The organism is Pseudomonas fakonensis, assembly GCF_019139895.1.
Classification (GTDB): Bacteria; Pseudomonadota; Gammaproteobacteria; order Pseudomonadales; family Pseudomonadaceae; genus Aquipseudomonas; species Aquipseudomonas fakonensis.
Genome location: NZ_CP077076.1, coordinates 4,206,500 through 4,224,385, shown reverse-complemented (window position 1 = coordinate 4,224,385; position 17,886 = coordinate 4,206,500). Strand labels below are relative to the sequence as shown.

Genomic DNA, 17,886 nt, shown 5'->3' with positions numbered 1-17,886 from the left:
GATAATGATTGTCAAATACGGAAGTTAATGATTCTTCATTTGAATTCGTTCTAAGCGCAAAGCCATGACACTTGCAAGCGCGCGAGGGGGCCGCCTTTGCGCCTTGGCCACACGCGTTAATTTCTTGCCCTGCCCATCCGTTCCCTTGTGTACATCCGGTTGCCGAGCGCTGCCCGCCTGAACGGCGCGGTACAGCCCAGGCACGACTCACCCCAGACACTGGCAGGAACATTCCATGACGGACGCCTTCGAACTCCCGCACTCGCTGGTCCAGGCCCTGGCGCAACGCGCCTCCAGCACCCCGGACCGCATCGCCTTGCGCTTTCTGGCCGATGCGCCTGGCGAGCAGGCGGTGCTCAGCTACCGGGACCTCGACCAGCGCGCGCGCGCCATCGCTGCGGCGTTGCAGGCCCGTGCCGGCTTCGGTGAGCGCGCCGTGCTGCTGTTTCCCAGCGGGCCGGACTACGTCGCGGCGTTCTTCGGCTGCCTGTACGCCGGGGTGATCGCGGTGCCGGCCTACCCGCCTGAGTCCGCCCGCCAGCACCACCAGGAGCGCCTGCTGTCGATCATCGACGACGCCCGGCCGCGCCTGTTGCTGACCGTTGACGCGCTGCTGGGCACCTTGCAGGGCCTGGAGGCCCTCGACGGCGAAGATGCTCCGGCGTTGCTGGCGGTCGACGGCCTCGACCCGGCGCTGGCGGGGCAATGGCAGGCGCCGGCACTGGCTGCTGACGACATCGCCTTCTTGCAGTACACCTCGGGTTCCACTGCGCTGCCCAAGGGCGTGCAAGTCAGCCACGGCAACCTGGTGGCCAACGAGCAATTGATCCGCCAAGGCTTTGGCATCGACCTCAACCCGGACGATGTGATCGTCAGCTGGCTGCCGCTGTACCACGACATGGGCCTGATCGGCGGCCTGCTGCAACCGATCTTCAGCGGCGTACCCTGCGTGCTGATGTCGCCAGGCTACTTCCTCGCCCGCCCGCAGCGCTGGTTGCAGGCCATCAGCGAGTACGGCGGCACCATCAGCGGCGGCCCCGACTTCGCCTACCGGCTGTGCAGCGAGCGGGTCAGCGAGGCGGCCATGGCCGAACTCGACCTGAGCCGCTGGCGCGTGGCCTACTCGGGCTCCGAGCCGATCCGCCAGGACAGCCTCGACACCTTCGCTGCCAAGTTCGCCGGCTGCGGCTTCGCTGCCGGCAGCTTCTTTGCCAGCTACGGCCTGGCAGAGGCCACCCTGTTCGTCAGCGGCAGCCGCCGTGGCCAGGGTATCCCCGCGCTTGAGGTGGACGCCGAGGCGTTCGCCGGCAACCGCGTCGAGCCGGGCAGCGGCAGCGTGTTGATGAGCTGCGGTTACCCGCAGCCCGGCCACCCGGTGCGCATCGTCGAGCCGCAGCAGCTTGCCGTGCTGGGCGACAATCAGGTGGGCGAGATCTGGGCCGGCGGCCCGAGCATCGCCCACGGATACTGGCGCAACCCCGAGGCCAGCGCCCGTACCTTCGTGCCGATGGACGGCCAGACCTGGCTGCGCACCGGCGACCTGGGCTTCATGCGCGAGGGTGAGGTGTTCGTCACCGGGCGCCTGAAGGACATGCTCATCGTGCGCGGCCAGAACCTCTACCCGCAGGATTTGGAAAAAACCCTCGAGCGCGAAGTGGACCTGTTGCGCAAAGGCCGGGTGGCGGTGTTTGCCGTCGACGACCAGGGCGAGGAGGGCATCGGCGTTGCGGTGGAGATCAGCCGCAACGTGCAGAAGGCCCACAGCCCCGAATCGCTGATCAACACCCTGCGCCGAGTGATCGCCGACGCCTGCCGCCAGGCCCCGGCAGTGGTGCTGCTGCTCAACCCCGGTGCGCTGCCCAAGACCTCCAGCGGCAAGCTGCAGCGCTCGGCCTGCCGCCTGCGCATGAATGACGGCAGCCTGGACTGCTATGCAAGGTTCCCGAGCGCCGAGTCGGCACAAGCCAGCGAAAGCACCGGTGACGCCTTGCAGGCCCGCATTGCTGGCATTTGGCGTGAGCTGCTCAAGGTTGAGGCCGTAGCGGGCGATGACCACTTCCTGCTGCTGGGCGGCAACTCCATCGCCGCCACCCAGGTGACTGCACGCCTGGCCGATGAACTGGGCATCCAGCTGAGCCTGCGCACCCTGTTCGAGGCGCCGACCCTGGCCGAGTACAGCGCCGCCGTGGCCGCCATCCTCGCCGAGGGCGGCAATGCCAACGCCGCCATTGCCACCCAGGCCCGCGACCAGGCGCTGCCCCAGTCGCTGGCGCAAAACCGCCTGTGGCTGCTGTGGCAACTGGAGCCGCAGTCCGCCGCCTACAACATTCCTGCCGGCCTGCACCTGCGTGGCGAGCTGGACGAAGCGGCGCTGCAAGCCAGCTTCACGGCGCTGGTGGCGCGCCACGAATCGCTGCGCACGGTGTTCGACGAGGTCGATGGCCAAGCCGTGCAGCGCATCCTGCCGAGCCTGCCGTTCAGCCTGCAACGCTACGACCTCGAAGGCCTGGAGCCGGCCGAAGTGGCCGCCCGCCGCGAAGACGAGGCCCAGCATCCGTTCGACCTGCGCCAGGGCCCGCTGCTGCGGGTCACCCTGGCACGGCTGGATGACGAAGAGCACCAGCTGTGGGTGACCCTGCACCACATCGTCGCCGATGGCTGGTCGCTGAACATCCTGCTGGACGAATTCGCTCGCCTGTACGCAGGCGCAGGCCAGGCCGAACTGCCAGGCTTGCCGCTGGGTTACGCCGACTACGGCAACTGGCAGCGCCAGTGGCTGGCCGAAGGCGAGAGCGCCCGCCAGCTCGATTACTGGAAAGACAAGCTGGGTGACCAACTGCCGGTGCTCGACCTGTGCACCGACCAGCCCCGTGGCAGCCAGCAGCACAACCTGGCCGCGCGCCACAGCGTGAAGGTGCCGGCAAAGCTGGCCGGCGCCCTCGAAGCGCTGGCCCGCGACCAGCAAGCCAGCCTGTTCATGGTGTTGCTGGCCGGCTGGCAAGCGCTGCTGCACCGCTACAGCGGCCAGGGCGATATCCGCGTTGGCGTGCCCAATGCCAACCGCCCACGCCTGGAAACCCAGGGCATGGTCGGCTTCTTCATCAATACCCAGGTGCTGCGCGCCGAGCTCGACGGCCGCCTGCCGTTCGCGCAACTGCTGACCCAGGTGCGCCAGGCCACCCTCGAAGCCCAGGCCCACCAGGACGTGCCGTACGAACAACTCATCGAAGCGCTGCCCCAAGCCCGCGAACAGGGCCTGTTCCAGGTGATGTTCAACCACCAGCAGCGCGACCTGTCGGCCTTGCGCCGCCTGCCGGGCCTGCTGGCCGAAGAGCTGGCGTGGCACAGCCGCGAAGCCAAGTTCGACCTGCAACTGCACAGCGAGCAGGACCACCAGGGCCGCCTGACCCTGGCCTTCGACTACGCCGCCGGGCTGTTCGAGGCCAGCACCATCAAGCGCCTGGCCGGCCACCTGCTGGCGCTGCTCGAGCAGGTGTGCGCGCAGCCGCAACTGGCCCTGGGCGAGGTGCAACTGCTCGACGCCGCCGGCCATGCCCAGCTGCTGCAGTGGGGCCAGGCGCCACAGCCGGCGCCCCGGCAACTGCTGGTGGAGCAGCTCAATGAGCAGGCGCGCCTGGCCCCCGAGCGCACCGCGCTGCTGTGGGACGGCGGCCAGCTCGACTACGCCACCCTACACCAGCAGGCCAACCGCCTGGCCCACTACCTGCGCGACAAGGGCGTCGGCCCCGACACCTGCGTGGCCATCGCCCTGGAGCGCTCGCCGCAACTGCTGGTGGGCCTGCTGGCCATTCTCAAGGCCGGCGGCGCCTATGTGCCGTTGGACGTCGACTACCCGGCAGAGCGCCTGGCCTACATGCTCGCCGACTGCCAGGCCGGGCTGCTGCTCAGCGACAGCACACTGCTGCAGCAACTGCCGCAAGTCGAGGGCGTCAGCGCCATCGCCCTCGACCAGTTGCACCTGGACAGCTGGCCAAGCCAGGCCCCGGGCCTGCACCTGCACGGTGACAACCTCGCCTACGTGATCTACACCTCCGGCTCCACCGGCCAGCCCAAGGGCGTGGGCAACACCCATGCCGCCCTGGCCGAGCGCCTGCAATGGATGCAGCACCACTACGCGCTGGGTGACAGCGACGTACTGATGCAAAAGGCGCCGATCAGCTTCGATGTGTCGGTGTGGGAGTGTTTCTGGCCGCTGGTGACCGGCTGCCAGCTGGTGCTGGCCGGCCCCGGCGAGCACCGCGACCCGCAGCGCATCGCCCAGTTGGTGCAGCAATACCAGGTGACCACACTGCACTTCGTGCCGCCATTGCTGCAGGTGTTCGTGCAGGAGCCGCTGGCAGCCGGCTGCACCAGCCTGCGCCGGCTGTTCAGTGGCGGCGAGGCGCTCAGCGCGGCGCTGCGTGACCGCGTGCTGCAACTGCTGCCACAGGTGCAGTTGCACAACCGCTATGGCCCGACCGAAACCGCCATCAACGTCACCCATTGGCATTGCCAGGCGGTGGATGGCGCCCGTTCGCCCATCGGCCGCCCGCTGGGCAACGTGCTGTGCCGGGTGCTGGATGACGAATTCGAAGCGACCGCGCCGGGCGTGCCTGGTGAGTTGTGCCTGGGTGGGGCGGGCCTGGCCCGTGGCTACCTGGGCCGCCCGGGGCTGACCGCCGAGCGCTTCGTGCCGCAGCCTGATGGCGACGGCGCGCGGCTGTACCGCAGTGGCGACCGCGCCCGCTGGCATGTGCGCAGCGAATCGCTGGACTACCTGGGCCGCCTCGACCAGCAGGTGAAGGTACGCGGCTTCCGTGTCGAGCCTGACGAAGTGCAAGCGGTGCTGCTGGCCCAGCCGGGTGTCGAGCAGGCCCTGGTGCTGGTGCACAAGGACGCCGTCGGTGCGCAGCTGGTGGGCTACTACAGCGGCGTCGAGCAGAGTGCCGCACTGCTGGCCGCACTGGCCGAGCGGCTGCCGGCCTATATGGTGCCGGCGCAGCTCATTCACCTGGCGCAGATGCCCCTGGGCCCAAGCGGCAAGGTTGAGCGCAAGGCACTGCCGGCGCCGGTGTGGCAACAACGCGAGCATGTCGAGCCGCAAAGCCCGCTGCAACAGCAGGTGGCGGCCATCTGGCGCGAGGTGCTGAACCTGCCGCAGGTCGGCCTGTTCGATGACTTCTTCTCCCTCGGCGGCCACTCGCTGCTGGCCACCCAGATCGTCTCGCGCACCCGCCAGGCACTGGACGTCGAGCTGCCGCTCAAAGCGCTGTTCGAAGCCAGCGAGCTGGGGGCGTTCAGCGCCGAGGTGCAGCGCCTGCAAAGCAGTGGCGCGCGCAACCAACAGGGCGTGATCGCCCGGGTCGACCGCCGCCAGGCCGTGGCGCTTTCGTACTCGCAACAGCGCATGTGGTTCCTCTGGCAGATGGAGCCGGACAGCCCCGCCTATAACGTCGGCGGCATGGCGCGGTTCAAGGGCGCGCTGCACGTGGACGCCTTCGAGCGTGCCTTGCAGGCACTGCTGGTGCGCCACGAAACCCTGCGCACCACCTTCCCCAGCATCGACGGCAAGCCGTACCAGTGCGTGGCCGACGACGCCAACCTGCAGCTGCACTGGCACGACTTCAGCGCGCTTGGCGCTGAGGTATGCCAGCAACAGCTGCAACAACTGGCCGACGAGCAGGCGCACCAGCCGTTCGACCTGGAGCGCGGGCCGCTGCTGCGCGCCTGCCTGGTCAAGGCCGACGAGCGTGAGCACTACTTCGTGCTGACCCTGCACCACATCGTCACCGAAGGCTGGGCCATGGACATCTTCGCCCGCGAACTGGGCGAGCTGTACGAAGCCTTCGTCGACGAGCGTGAATCACCGCTGGCGCCGCTGCCGGTGCAGTACCTCGACTACAGCGTCTGGCAACGCCAGTGGCTCGAAGGCGGCGAGGGCGCCCGCCAGCTGGATTACTGGAAAGCCCGCCTGGGCGACGAGCACCCGGTGCTGGCCCTGCCGGCCGATCGCCCGCGCCCGGCGGTGCAGAGCCACCGCGGCGAGCTGTACCGCTTCGACCTCGACCCTGCCCTGGTGCAGCGCGTGCACGCCTTCAACAGCCAGCGCGGCGTGACCCTGTTCATGACCATGACCGCCACCCTGGCCGCGCTGCTGCACCGCTACAGCGGCCAGCGCGACCTGCGCATCGGCGCGCCGGTGGCCGGGCGCATTCGCCCGGAAAGCGAAGGGCTGATCGGCGCCTTCCTCAACACCCAGGTGCTGCGTTGCGAGCTGGACGGGCAAATGAGCGCAGCAGCGCTGCTGGAGCAGATGCGCGAAACCATCGTCGATGCCCAGTCGCACCAGGACCTGCCGTTCGACCAGTTGGTGGAGGCCTTGCAGCCGCCGCGTTCCAGCGCCTACAACCCGCTGTTCCAGGTGATGTGCAACGTGCAGCGCTGGGCCTTCCAGCAAAGCCGCGAACTTGCCGGCATGCAGGTGGACTACCTGGTCAACGACGCCAGCGCCACCAAGTTCGACCTGTACCTGGAGGTCACCGACCTCGACGGCCGCCTGGGGTGCTGCTTCACCTACAGCCGCGACCTGTTCGACCAGCCGCGCATCGCGCGCATGGCCGAGCATTGGCAGCAGTTGCTGGTGGCCCTGCTGGACAACCCGCAGCAACGCCTGTGCGAACTGCCGATGCTGCTCGAAGCCGAGCAACAGGAGCTGATCGGCCAGTTGCAGGGCCAGCAGGACTTCGAGCTGAACCAGACCATCCACGGGCTGTTCGCCGCCCAGGCCGAGCGCAGCCCCGAGGCGCTGGCGCTGACATTCGCCGGCCAGCACCTGAGCTACGCCGAGCTGGACCAGCAGGCCAACCGCCTGGCCCGCGCCCTGCGCGAGCGCGGTGTAGGCCCGCAGGTGCGGGTGGGCCTGGCGCTGGAGCGCTCGCTGGAAATGGTGGTGGGCCTTCTGGCCATCCTCAAGGCCGGCGGCGCCTACGTCCCGCTGGACCCGGAATACCCCCTCGACCGCCTGCACTACATGATCGAGGACAGCCGCCTGGGCCTGCTGATTGGCCAACGCGGCTTGCTCGATGCACTGGGCGAACTGCCTGAGGGGGTGGCCAGCTGGTGCCAGGAAGACGACGCCGCGCAGCTGTCGGCTTACAGCGCCGCGCCGCTTGACAACCTCAACCTGCCTGGCCACCAGGCCTACCTGATCTATACCTCCGGCTCCACCGGCAAGCCCAAGGGCGTGGTGGTCAGCCATGGTGAGATCGCCATGCACTGCCAGGCGGTGATCGCCGAGTTCGGCATGCGCAGCGACGACTGCGAGCTGCACTTCTATTCGATCAACTTCGACGCCGCCAGCGAGCGCCTGCTGACGCCGCTGCTGTGCGGCGCCCGCGTGGTGCTGCGCGCCCAGGGCCAGTGGGGCGCCGAAGAAATCTGCCAGCTGGTGCGCGAGCAGCAGGTGAGCATCCTCGGCTTCACCCCAAGCTACGGCAGCCAGCTGGCCCAGTACCTGGGCGGGCAGGGCGAGCAGTTGCCGGTGCGCCTGGTGATCACCGGCGGCGAGGCGTTGACCGGCGAGCACCTGCAACGTATCCGCCAGGCCTTTGCCCCGCAGCAGTTCTTCAACGCCTACGGCCCCACCGAAACCGTGGTCATGCCGCTGGCCTGCCTGGCCCCGGAGCAACTGCCGATCGATGCCGGCAGCGTGCCGATCGGCCGGCTGATCGGGGCGCGTACCGGCTACATCCTCGACGAGGACCTGGCGCTGTTGCCGCAAGGCGGCATTGGTGAGTTGTACATCGGAGGCGCCGGCTTGGCCCAGGGTTACCACGACCGCCCGGGCCTGAGCGCCGAGCGTTTCGTCGCCGACCCGTTCAGCCAGGCCGGCGGCCGCTTGTACCGCACCGGTGACCTGGTGCGCCTGCTTGCCGATGGCCAGGTGGAATACGTCGGCCGTGCCGACCTGCAGGTGAAGATTCGCGGGTTCCGCATCGAGCTGGGCGAAATCGAAAGCCGTCTGCAGGAGCACGCCGATGTCGACGAGGCCGTGGTCCTGGCCCTCGACCTGCCGGGTGGCAAGCAACTGGTCGGTTACCTGGTGTGCAAGCAGGCCGCTGCCGGCAGCGAGGCCCAGGCCGCGCTGCGTGAGGCGGTCAAGGCCGACGCCCGCCAGCACCTGCCGGACTACATGGTGCCCGCGCACCTGGTGCTGCTGGCCAGCCTGCCGCTGATGGGCAACGGCAAGCTCGACCGCCGCGCGCTGCCAGCGCCGGACCTGGAGCAGGCGCGCCAGCACTATCAGGCCCCGGCCAACGAACTCGAAGAGCAACTGGCGCAGGTTTGGCGCGAGGTGCTGAACCTGCCGCGCATCGGCGTGCAGGACAACTTCTTCGAGCTGGGCGGCGACTCGATCCTGTCCATCCAGGTGGTCAGCCGCGCCCGCCAGCTGGGGCTGCAGTTCACCCCGCGTGACCTGTTCCAGCACCAGACCATCCAGACCCTCGCCGCCGTGGTCACTCACAGCGAGGCACCGGGCGATATCGAACAGGGCCCGCGCCAGGGCCGTACCGGCCTGACGCCGATCCAGCACTGGTTCTTCGACAGCGAGGTGGTGCAGCCGCAGCACTGGAACCAGGCCGTGCTGTTGCAGGTGCGCCAACCCTTGCAAGCCGAGCTGCTGGAGCAGGCCCTGGGGGCGCTGGTGCAGCACCACGACAGCCTGGGCCTGCGCTTTGCCCAGGTGCAGGGCCGCTGGCACGGCGAGTACGCCCAGCCGGCTGTGCAGCCGTTGCTGTGGACCGCCACCGTGGCCAGCTTCGACGACTGCCAGGCGCTGTACACCGACGTGCAGCGCAGCCTCGACCTGGAACAGGGCCCGCTGCTGCGTGCCTTGCTGGTGAGCGACGGGCAGGGCGCGCAGCGCCTGCTGCTGGCGATCCACCACCTGGTGGTGGACGGGGTGTCGTGGCGGGTGCTGCTGGAAGACCTGCAGGCGCTGTACCGCGGCGCCACCCTGGCCGCCAAGACCCACGCCATGGGCGACTGGGCCGCGCGCCTGGCCAGCTATGCCGGCAGCGATTCGCTGCGCGACGAGCTGGGCTGGTGGGAAAGCCAGCTGGGCAGCGTGCGCCACGAGCTGCCCTGCGATCACCCGCAGGGCGGCAACCTGCACCGCCATGCCCGCAGCCATGCCATCGAGTTGAGCGTGGAGCAAACCCGCCAGCTGCTGCAACAGGCGCCGGCGGCCTACCACACCCAGGTCAACGACCTGCTGTTGACCGCCCTGGCCCGCACCCTGTGCCAGTGGAGCGATGACCCGCAGGTGCTGGTGCAGCTGGAGGGCCACGGCCGCGACGGCCTGTTCGAGGACATGGACCTGACCCGCAGCGTCGGCTGGTTCACCAATGCCTACCCGCTGAGCCTGAGCCCCGAGGCCGGCGACAGCGAGGCGGCCCGCGCCGCGTCGATCAAGCGCATCAAGGAGCAACTGCGCCAGGTGCCGCACAAGGGCCAGGGTTACGGCGTGCTGCGCTACCTGGCCGATGACGCGGCCCGCGAGCGCATGGCGGCGTTGCCCCAGGCGCGCATCACCTTCAACTACCTGGGCCAGTTCGACCAGCAGTTCGACGACGCGGCGCTGTTCCAGCCGCTGGACGCCCCGGCCGGCCTTGCCCACGACCTCGACGCGCCACTGCCCAACTGGCTGAGCATCGATGGCCAGGTGTACGGCGGTGCCCTGCAACTGCGTTTCAGCTTCAGTGCCGAACGTTATGAACAAGGCACTATCGCAGGCCTGGCCGATGCTTATCGCCAGGAGCTGCTGGCGCTGGTCGAGCATTGCCTGGCCGACGGCAACGGCAGCTTCACGCCGTCGGACTTCCCGCTGGCGCAACTGACCCAGGAGCAGATCGACGCATTGCCGGTAGCGGCCGCGCAGATCGAGGATGTCTACCCGCTGACGCCGATGCAGGAAGGCCTGCTGCTGCACACTCTGCTGGAACCGGGCACCGGCCTTTACTACATGCAGGACCGCTACCGCATCAACAGCGCCCTGGACCCCGAGCGCTTCGCCCAGGCCTGGCAGGCCGTGGTGGCGCGCCACGAGGCACTGCGCGCATCGTTCAGCTGGAACGCCGGCGAAGCGATGCTGCAGATCATCCACAAACCCGGGCAACTGGCGCTGGACTACCAGGACTGGCGCGGCCAGGACGACGCCGTGCAGGAAGCGCGCCTGCAAGCGCTGCACAAGCAAGAGCGCGAGGCCGGCTTCGAGCTGCTGCGCGAGGCGCCGTTCCACCTGCGCCTGGTGCGTGTGGCCGATGAGCGCTACTGGTTCATGATGAGCAACCACCACATCCTCATCGATGCCTGGTGCCGTTCGCTGCTGATGAACGACTTCTTCGAGATCTACCAGGCGCTGGGCGAGGGCCGCCAGGCCCAACTGCCGGTGCCGCCGCGCTACCGCGATTACATCGGCTGGCTGCAGCGCCAGGACCTGAACGAAGCGCGCCAGTGGTGGCAAGCCAACCTGGCCGGCTTCGAACGGGCCACGGCAGTGCCCAGCGACCGGCCGCTGCGCCATGACCACGCCGGTGACGGCATGGTGGTGGGCGACTGCTATACCCGGCTTGAGGCCAGCCAGGGGGCGCGCCTGCGCGAACTGGCCCAGGCTCACCAGCTGACCGTCAACACCTTCGCCCAGGCGGCCTGGGCCCTGACCCTGGCACGCTACAGCGGCGAGCGTGATGTGGTATTCGGCGTGACCGTGGCCGGGCGCCCGGTGAGCCTGCCGCAGATGCAGCGCACCGTCGGCCTGTTCATCAACAGCATCGCCCTGCGCGTGCAACTGCCGCAGCCGGGCGAGAGCCGCAGCGTGCGCCAGTGGCTGCAGGGCTTGCTGGAGCGCAACATGCAGTTGCGTGAGTACGAGTACCTGCCGCTGGTGGCCATCCAGGAGTGCAGCGAGCTACCCAAGGGCCAGCCACTGTTCGACAGCCTGTTCGTGTTCGAGAACGCCCCGGTGGAAACCGCAGTGCTCGACCATGCCCAGCACCTGAATGCCAGCTCCGACTCCGGCCGTACCCACACCAACTTCCCGTTGACGGCGGTGTGCTACCCGGGCGACGACCTGGGCCTGCACCTGTCGTTCGACCAGCGCTACTTCGACTTCGCTACCGTCGAGCGGCTGCTGGGCGAGTTCAAGCGCCTGTTGCTGGCGCTGGTGGAAGGCTTCGACGGGCAGGTGGATGCTCTGCCACTGCTGGGGGCAGACGAACAACGCTTCCTGCTGGACGACTGCAACCGCAGCGAACACGCCTACCCGCTGGAACGCAGCTATATAGAGCTGTTCGAGGCCCAGGTGGCGGTGCACCCCGAGCGCACCGTGGCCCGTTGCCTGGAGGCATCGTTCGACTACGCCGGGCTGAACCTTGCCGCCAACCGCCTGGGCCATGCCCTGGTGGCGGCCGGGGTAGCGGTCGACCAGCCTGTGGCGCTGCTGGCCGAGCGCGGCCTGGCATTGCTGGGCATGATCGTCGGCAGTTTCAAGGCCGGCGCCGGCTACCTGCCGCTGGACCCAGGCCTGCCATCGGCGCGCCTGCAACGCATCGTCGAGCTCAGCCGCACGCCGGTGTTGGTGTGCAGCGCCGCCTGTGCCGAACAGGCGCGCCAGTTGCTGGACGAATTAGCCGGCACAGTGCGGCCCACGCTGCTGGTGTGGGAAGAGGTGCAGGCCAGCAACGTGGCCACGGCCAACCCTGGCATCTACAGCGGCCCGGGCAACCTGGCCTACGTGATCTACACCTCCGGCTCCACCGGTTTGCCGAAAGGGGTGATGGTCGAGCAGCGCGGCATGCTCAACAACCAGCTGAGCAAGGTGCCGTACCTGGCCCTGAGCGAGCGCGACGTGATCGCCCAGACCGCCTCGCAGAGCTTCGACATTTCGGTGTGGCAGTTCCTCGCAGCGCCGCTGTTCGGCGCCACCGTCGAGATCGTGCCCAACGCTATCGCCCACGACCCGCAGGGCCTGCTGGCCCATGTGCAGGCCACCGGCATCAGCGTGCTGGAAAGCGTGCCGTCGCTGATCCAGGGCATGCTCGCCAGCGACCACCAGGCCCTGGACGGCCTGCGCTGGATGCTGCCCACCGGTGAGGCGATGCCGCCGGAGCTGGCCGCGCAGTGGTTGCAGCGTTACCCGGGCATTGGCTTGGTCAATGCCTACGGCCCGGCCGAGTGCTCCGACGACGTGGCGTTCTTCCGCGTCGATGCCGCTTCGACCCAGGGCAGCTACCTGCCGATCGGCACGCCTACCGACAACAACCGCCTGTACCTGCTAGGCGAAGACCAGGCCCTGGTGCCGCTGGGCGCGGTGGGTGAGCTGTGCGTGGCCGGCACCGGTGTTGGGCGTGGCTATGTGGGCGACCCACTGCGCACCGCGCAGGCGTTCATCCCGCACCCGTTCGGCGCGCCGGGCGAGCGCCTGTACCGCACCGGCGACCTGGCCCGCCGACGCCCGGACGGGGTGCTGGAGTACGTTGGCCGCATCGACCACCAGGTGAAGATCCGCGGCTACCGCATCGAGCTTGGCGAAATCGAGGCGCGCCTGCACGAGCAACCCGAGCTGCGCGATGCCGCAGTGGGGGTACAGGAGGGCGTCAACGGCAAGCACCTGGTGGGCTACCTGGTGGCTCATCAGGGCGTCGCCGCCGACGCCGCGCTGCTCGACCAGCTCAAGCAGCGCCTGCGCGCCGAACTGCCGGAGTACATGGTGCCGCTGCACTGGGGTTGGTTCGACAACCTGCCGCACAACGCCAACGGCAAGCTCGACCGCAAGGCGCTGCCGGCCATCGACATCGGCGGCCAGCACAGCCAGGCTTACCTGGCGCCGCGCAGCGAGCTTGAACAAACCCTGGCCGGCATCTGGGCCGATGTGCTCAAGGCCGAGCGGGTAGGGGTGCGCGACAACTTCTTCGAGCTGGGCGGGCATTCGTTGCTGGCCACGCAGATCGCCTCGCGGGTGCAGAAGGTGCTGGCGCTGAACGTGCCGCTGCGGGCGATGTTCGAGTGCAGCACGGTGGAGGAGCTGGCCGGTTACGTCGAAGGCCTGCAGGCCAGTGCGCTGGACGAGGACAAGGTCGACCGCTTGAGTGACCTGATGGCGGAGCTGGAGGCGTTGTAACAGGCCAGCTTTCAAACCATCGCAGGGCACCGTGGGAGCGGGCTTGCCCCGCGATGGGCTTTTGCCAGCATGTCAATGCCGCCGGCATGGATGCTACCCTGCGCCGCTTCACAGCCGCACCGCGCAAGGACTTCAGGTTTCATGGACGACAGCCTGCACGCCGCCCGTCTGGGCGATTTCATATTGCACCCGCCGTTGGCGGCCGAGCTGGTCAGTGGCCTGGTGGAGGCTGCGGTCTATGCCGCTGCCGCCGTCGCGGTGGGTGCTGCCATTGGTGGTGCGGTAGTGGCAGTGGTCGGGACCGGTGGCACAGCCGCGTTCCTCACCCCGCTGATCGCCGGCGTGATCGTCAGTGCCGCAGCCAGCCTGCCGGCGGGCGAAGACAAGAGCATCGGTGATCACATCAGCGACTTCAGCAACTGGGTCGGCAATTCGATGTTCCCGCCCGAGAAGCACGGCGAGATCACCAGCGGTTCCCACGACACGTTTATCAACGGCACTGCTGCAGCACGCGCAGCGGGTGTGCCGGGCCCTCCGGATGCGCAGTCGGCGCCGGCAGAAGAACCGTCCATCCTGGAAAACATCGGCAGCTACGCCATGCTCGCAGTCGGCATGATGCCGCTGGTTGGCCTGGCGCAGGACATCGACAGTATCTTCAACCCACCGGTGACTACACCGAAAGCGCCAGGCTCGGTGGATGCGCTCGAGGATACAGTCACCTGTGACAAGCACCCTCCAGAACCTGGGCAGTTCGTCGCCCAGGGCTCGGACAAGGTGTTCATCAATGGCCAGCCAGCTGCCCGGGTGGGGGACAAGACTACCTGCGATGCGCCTATCGGCATGCAGTTTTCGCCCAACGTGCGCATTGGCGGCGGTACGGTGACGGTGCGCGATATCCACGACGGCAAGAGTGCGGCGGCGAAGATCATCGGCCTGGTGGCCGGGATGCTCATTGCCCGTCGGGGCATGCTCAAACGGGGTTCGGCCTGCGGTGTTGGCAACCCGGTGCTGCCGTCTACCGGGGCCAAGTTCCAGGCGGGGCCTGCGGACCTGGACTTCACCCTGGCGGCGCTGTTGCCGATCAGTTGGGCGCGTCGTTACGACAGCACGGACCTGCGTACCGATGGCTTGTTCGGCATGGGCTGGAGTGTGCCTTACGAGGTTTGCCTGGAGCGCGTAGAGCATCCGCAGGGCGGTGAGCTGTGGGTTTACACGGACGAGCAGGGTACCCGGCTGGAGTTGGGCCGCCTGCAGGTCGGCAGCGCGTTCGTCAGCATCCTCGATGGCCTGGCGTTCTTTCATCAGGATAATGGCTTGACGGTGGTTGAAAACATCAACACCGGGCTTTACCAGGTATTTCATAACGACCCGCTGGATGCCAGGCGCTCACGGCTGGTCAAGGTTGGCGATCGCAACCTCAATTGCCTGGAATTGTTCTACGACGCCGAGGGGCGTTTGCAGTTTCTCGGCGACAGCTTCGCCCGTGTGTTCATCGAACTGAGCTACCCGCTACAGTCGCGTCGTGTCTGCGAGGTGAACAGGCTTTTGCTGGGCTCTGGGCAAGCGTTCGCCGTCGAGCAGCGCGAATGCCTGGCCCGCTATCGCTATACCCCGGCCGGGCAACTGGCACAGGTGGAAGATGGCCAGGGGCAGGTATTGCGCCAGTTCAGCTACACCGAGCAGGGCCTGATGACCAGCCATACCCTGCCAAGCGGTGCGACGCGCCATTACCAATGGGCATGCTTTACCCCGCCAGCAGTGCCTGCAAGGCCCAGTAGCCTGGACGGCACACCCTATGAAATGCCGCCGTTGCTGGAGCCGCAGCCCAGGCAGCAGTGGCGTGTGGTGCGCCACTGGGGCAGTGATGGTGAGGACTACCGCTTCGCCTATGACCTGGAAAATGGCCATACCCAGGTGACCGACGGCCTGGGGCGGGTGGAGCATTATCACTGGGGCGCGCTGAACGAGATCCATACCCATGTGGACGCGCTGGGTCAGTGCTGGCGGCATGATTACGTTGGTGGCTTGCTGCGGCGCAGCCTCGATGCCGGTGGTGGGGAATGGCGTTATGACTACGATGGCCTGGGGCGTCTGGTTTCGACGGTCGACCCGCTGGGGCGCGTGGAAAGCATCAGCTACACCGAGCATTGGGCCTTGCCGACCCGTTTCACCAATGGCGCAGGGCAGGTGCGCCGGTATGCCTATGATCGGCATGGCAACCTGCTGGTGGAGACCGACCCTCTGGGGCAATCGACTCACTACACCTATGACCGGCAAGGGCGGCTCGAGCGGGTGGTCGATGCGGCAGGCAAGGAGCGCTCTTTCGCCTGGACTGCCCGCGGCCAGTTGAGTGTCTCGCGTGACTGTTCAGGGCATCAAACCCACTATCGTCATGACGCCCGTGGCCACCTCAGCGAGCTGCGCGATGCCGAAGGTGGGATCACACGTTTCAGTTACGACTCACGTGGGCGCCTGCGGCAGCGGGTACAGCCCGATGGCAGGGCGGAGCAGTTCGAGGTGGATGCAGCCGGCCAGTTGACCTGTCATACCGACCCGGCCCAGCGTGTGACGCATTGGCACTACGACGCCAGTGGCCGTTTGTTGCAGCGCATCGATGCCATGGGGCGAATCGTGCGACTGACATGGGATGCGTACGGTCGTTTGCAGCAGCTGGAAAACCCCAATGGCGAACAGTATCGCTTCCAGTGGGATGCACTGGACAGACTCAAGGCCCAGCGTAATCTCGATGGCGGCGGGTATACCCTGGCCCACGATGTGTTGGGCAATGTCACACGGACTTTGCTGCACCCGGCAGGCGACGCAGCGTCGGGTACTGCGCCTGACCCGCTGCATCCTCAAACTGTCGACTACCAGCACGATGCCGTCGGGCGTGTGCTGCACAAACGCACTGCCGATGGCGAAACCTGCTACCGCTACGATGACGCGGACAACCTGCTGTCGATTCGTTGCAGCGATCAGGCCGGGCAAACCCGGCAACTGGACTTCAGCTATGACGCACTGGGTCGCCTGCTCAGCGAAAGCCAGGGGGCGGGCCGGATCAGCTACCGCTATGACCCGCTGGGCAACCTGCAGACATCCATCCTGCCGGACCAGCGCCGCATCAACTACCTGCGCTATGGCAGCGGTCACCTGCACCAGATCAACCTCGATGGCCGGGTGATCAGCGATTTTGAGCGGGACAGCCTGCATGACGAAGTTCTGCGCAGCCAGGCCGCGCTGGTGACGCGAACACGATACGACAGCAGTCGGCGGGTGGTGCTGAAGGCCGTTGAGCAATTGGATGCCTCGCTGGCCTGCCTGCCGTTGCAACAGCGCGGTTATGAATATGACGCCAGCGACAACCTTGTGGCAGAGGTGCTGACCCAGATACGACAACCAGGCGGCTATCAAGGCAGCGTGCGTTACGACTACGGGCCGACCGGGTTCGTGCACAGCGCATTGAGCCAACTGCCCCGGGAGCGTGGCCAAGCCAGTGAGCACTTCGGTTACGACCCTGCGGGTAACCTGCTGGATGGTTATCAGGTCAATGCACGGGTAAGGCATGACCAAGTGGTGGTGTTTGAGGACTTGCGCTATCGCTACGATCACTTTGGCCGCCTGCTCGAAAAACGCAGTGGTAACCGCTTGCTGCAACACTTCGAATATGACGCCGAGAACCGCCTGGTGTGTGTGCGGCAACAGCGCGGGCCGCTTCGGGAGCGGGTCGAATTCAGCTATGACCCGCTGGGCAGAAGAGTGGAAAAACGCCTGTACCGTGAAGGGCACGATCAGCCGGTCAGTCGCTGTGAGTTCCTCTGGCATGGCATGCGCCTGCTGCAGGAGCTGCAGGACGGCAAAGCTAGCTTGTACCTGTATGTGGACTCGGAGCGTCATGAGCCGCTGGCCAGGGTGGACGGTGCGCCTGGCCAGGAACAGGTGCTGTATTTCCACACCAACCTGGCGGGACTGGCGGAGCAATTGACCGATGAGCAAGGAGCGTGTGTCTGGTACGGTGATTTTCGTGTGTGGGGCGGCTGCCGCGACGAATGGCATGCCCCCGAGCAGGCCAGCCAGCAGAACCTGCGCTTCCAGGGGCAGTATCTGGATCGCGAAACGGGCCTGCACTACAACACGTTCAGGTTCTATGATCCGGATATCGGGCGCTTCACCCAGCCAGATCCGATCGGGCTTCAGGGTGGCTTGAACCCGTACGCTTATGCACCCAATCCGTTGTTGTGGATCGACCCGCTGGGCTTGAGAAAGTGCGGCGGTGGATTCAAGACCGCCGATGCGGCAGCGCGGGCGGCATTGAGCAAGTACAACCCGATGTCCATCTTCAAGAACCGTGAGTATGGCGGCATCATCTTCAAGGCCAAAGATGGCAGTTTTGGTTTCACCCGGGGTCGAATAGGCAGTGGCCGTACCGCACCGTCGTACAACACCTCTGCCCGCGGCTTGCCCAAGGGTGCAACACCGGCTGGCCAGTACCACACCCACGGGGCGTATTCGGACAGCGGTTTCAACCGCACCAACAAGGCGGGGGACGCCTGGGACAGTGATGCATTCTCGCCGGCCGATATCGCCATACACAACTCGGCCAGTCGGCACTTCCCGAATTTCAGCAATTATCTGGGAACGCCAAGTGGGCGATTCCTGAAAATATTTGGTCAGGTCAGTGGCCCCGGCGACGCGGTGCCTTTGTGAGG

The 17,886-nt window shown here is 67.1% G+C and carries 2 protein-coding genes; both read left to right on the top strand.

From position 1 onward, the window contains the following. Nucleotides 1–235: 235 nt before the first annotated feature. Entirely contained in the window at nucleotides 236–13,180 is a 12,945-nt protein-coding gene (locus tag KSS94_RS18460; RefSeq protein WP_217839520.1) for a non-ribosomal peptide synthetase, read from the top strand. A 141-nt stretch (nucleotides 13,181–13,321) separates the two neighbouring features. After that, complete coding sequence (locus tag KSS94_RS18455; protein ID WP_217839519.1) at nucleotides 13,322–17,884, top strand: RHS repeat-associated core domain-containing protein; 4,563 nt, start codon at nucleotides 13,322–13,324, stop codon at nucleotides 17,882–17,884. Nucleotides 17,885–17,886: the final 2 nt, after the last annotated feature.

Bases quoted from the DNA above. Each gene is read 5' to 3' on its own strand.
- KSS94_RS18460 (WP_217839520.1), top strand. From the start codon at position 236: ATGACGGACGCCTTCGAACTCCCGCACTCGCTGGTCCAGGCCCTGGCG.
- KSS94_RS18455 (WP_217839519.1), top strand. From the start codon at position 13,322: ATGGACGACAGCCTGCACGCCGCCCGTCTGGGCGATTTCATATTGCAC.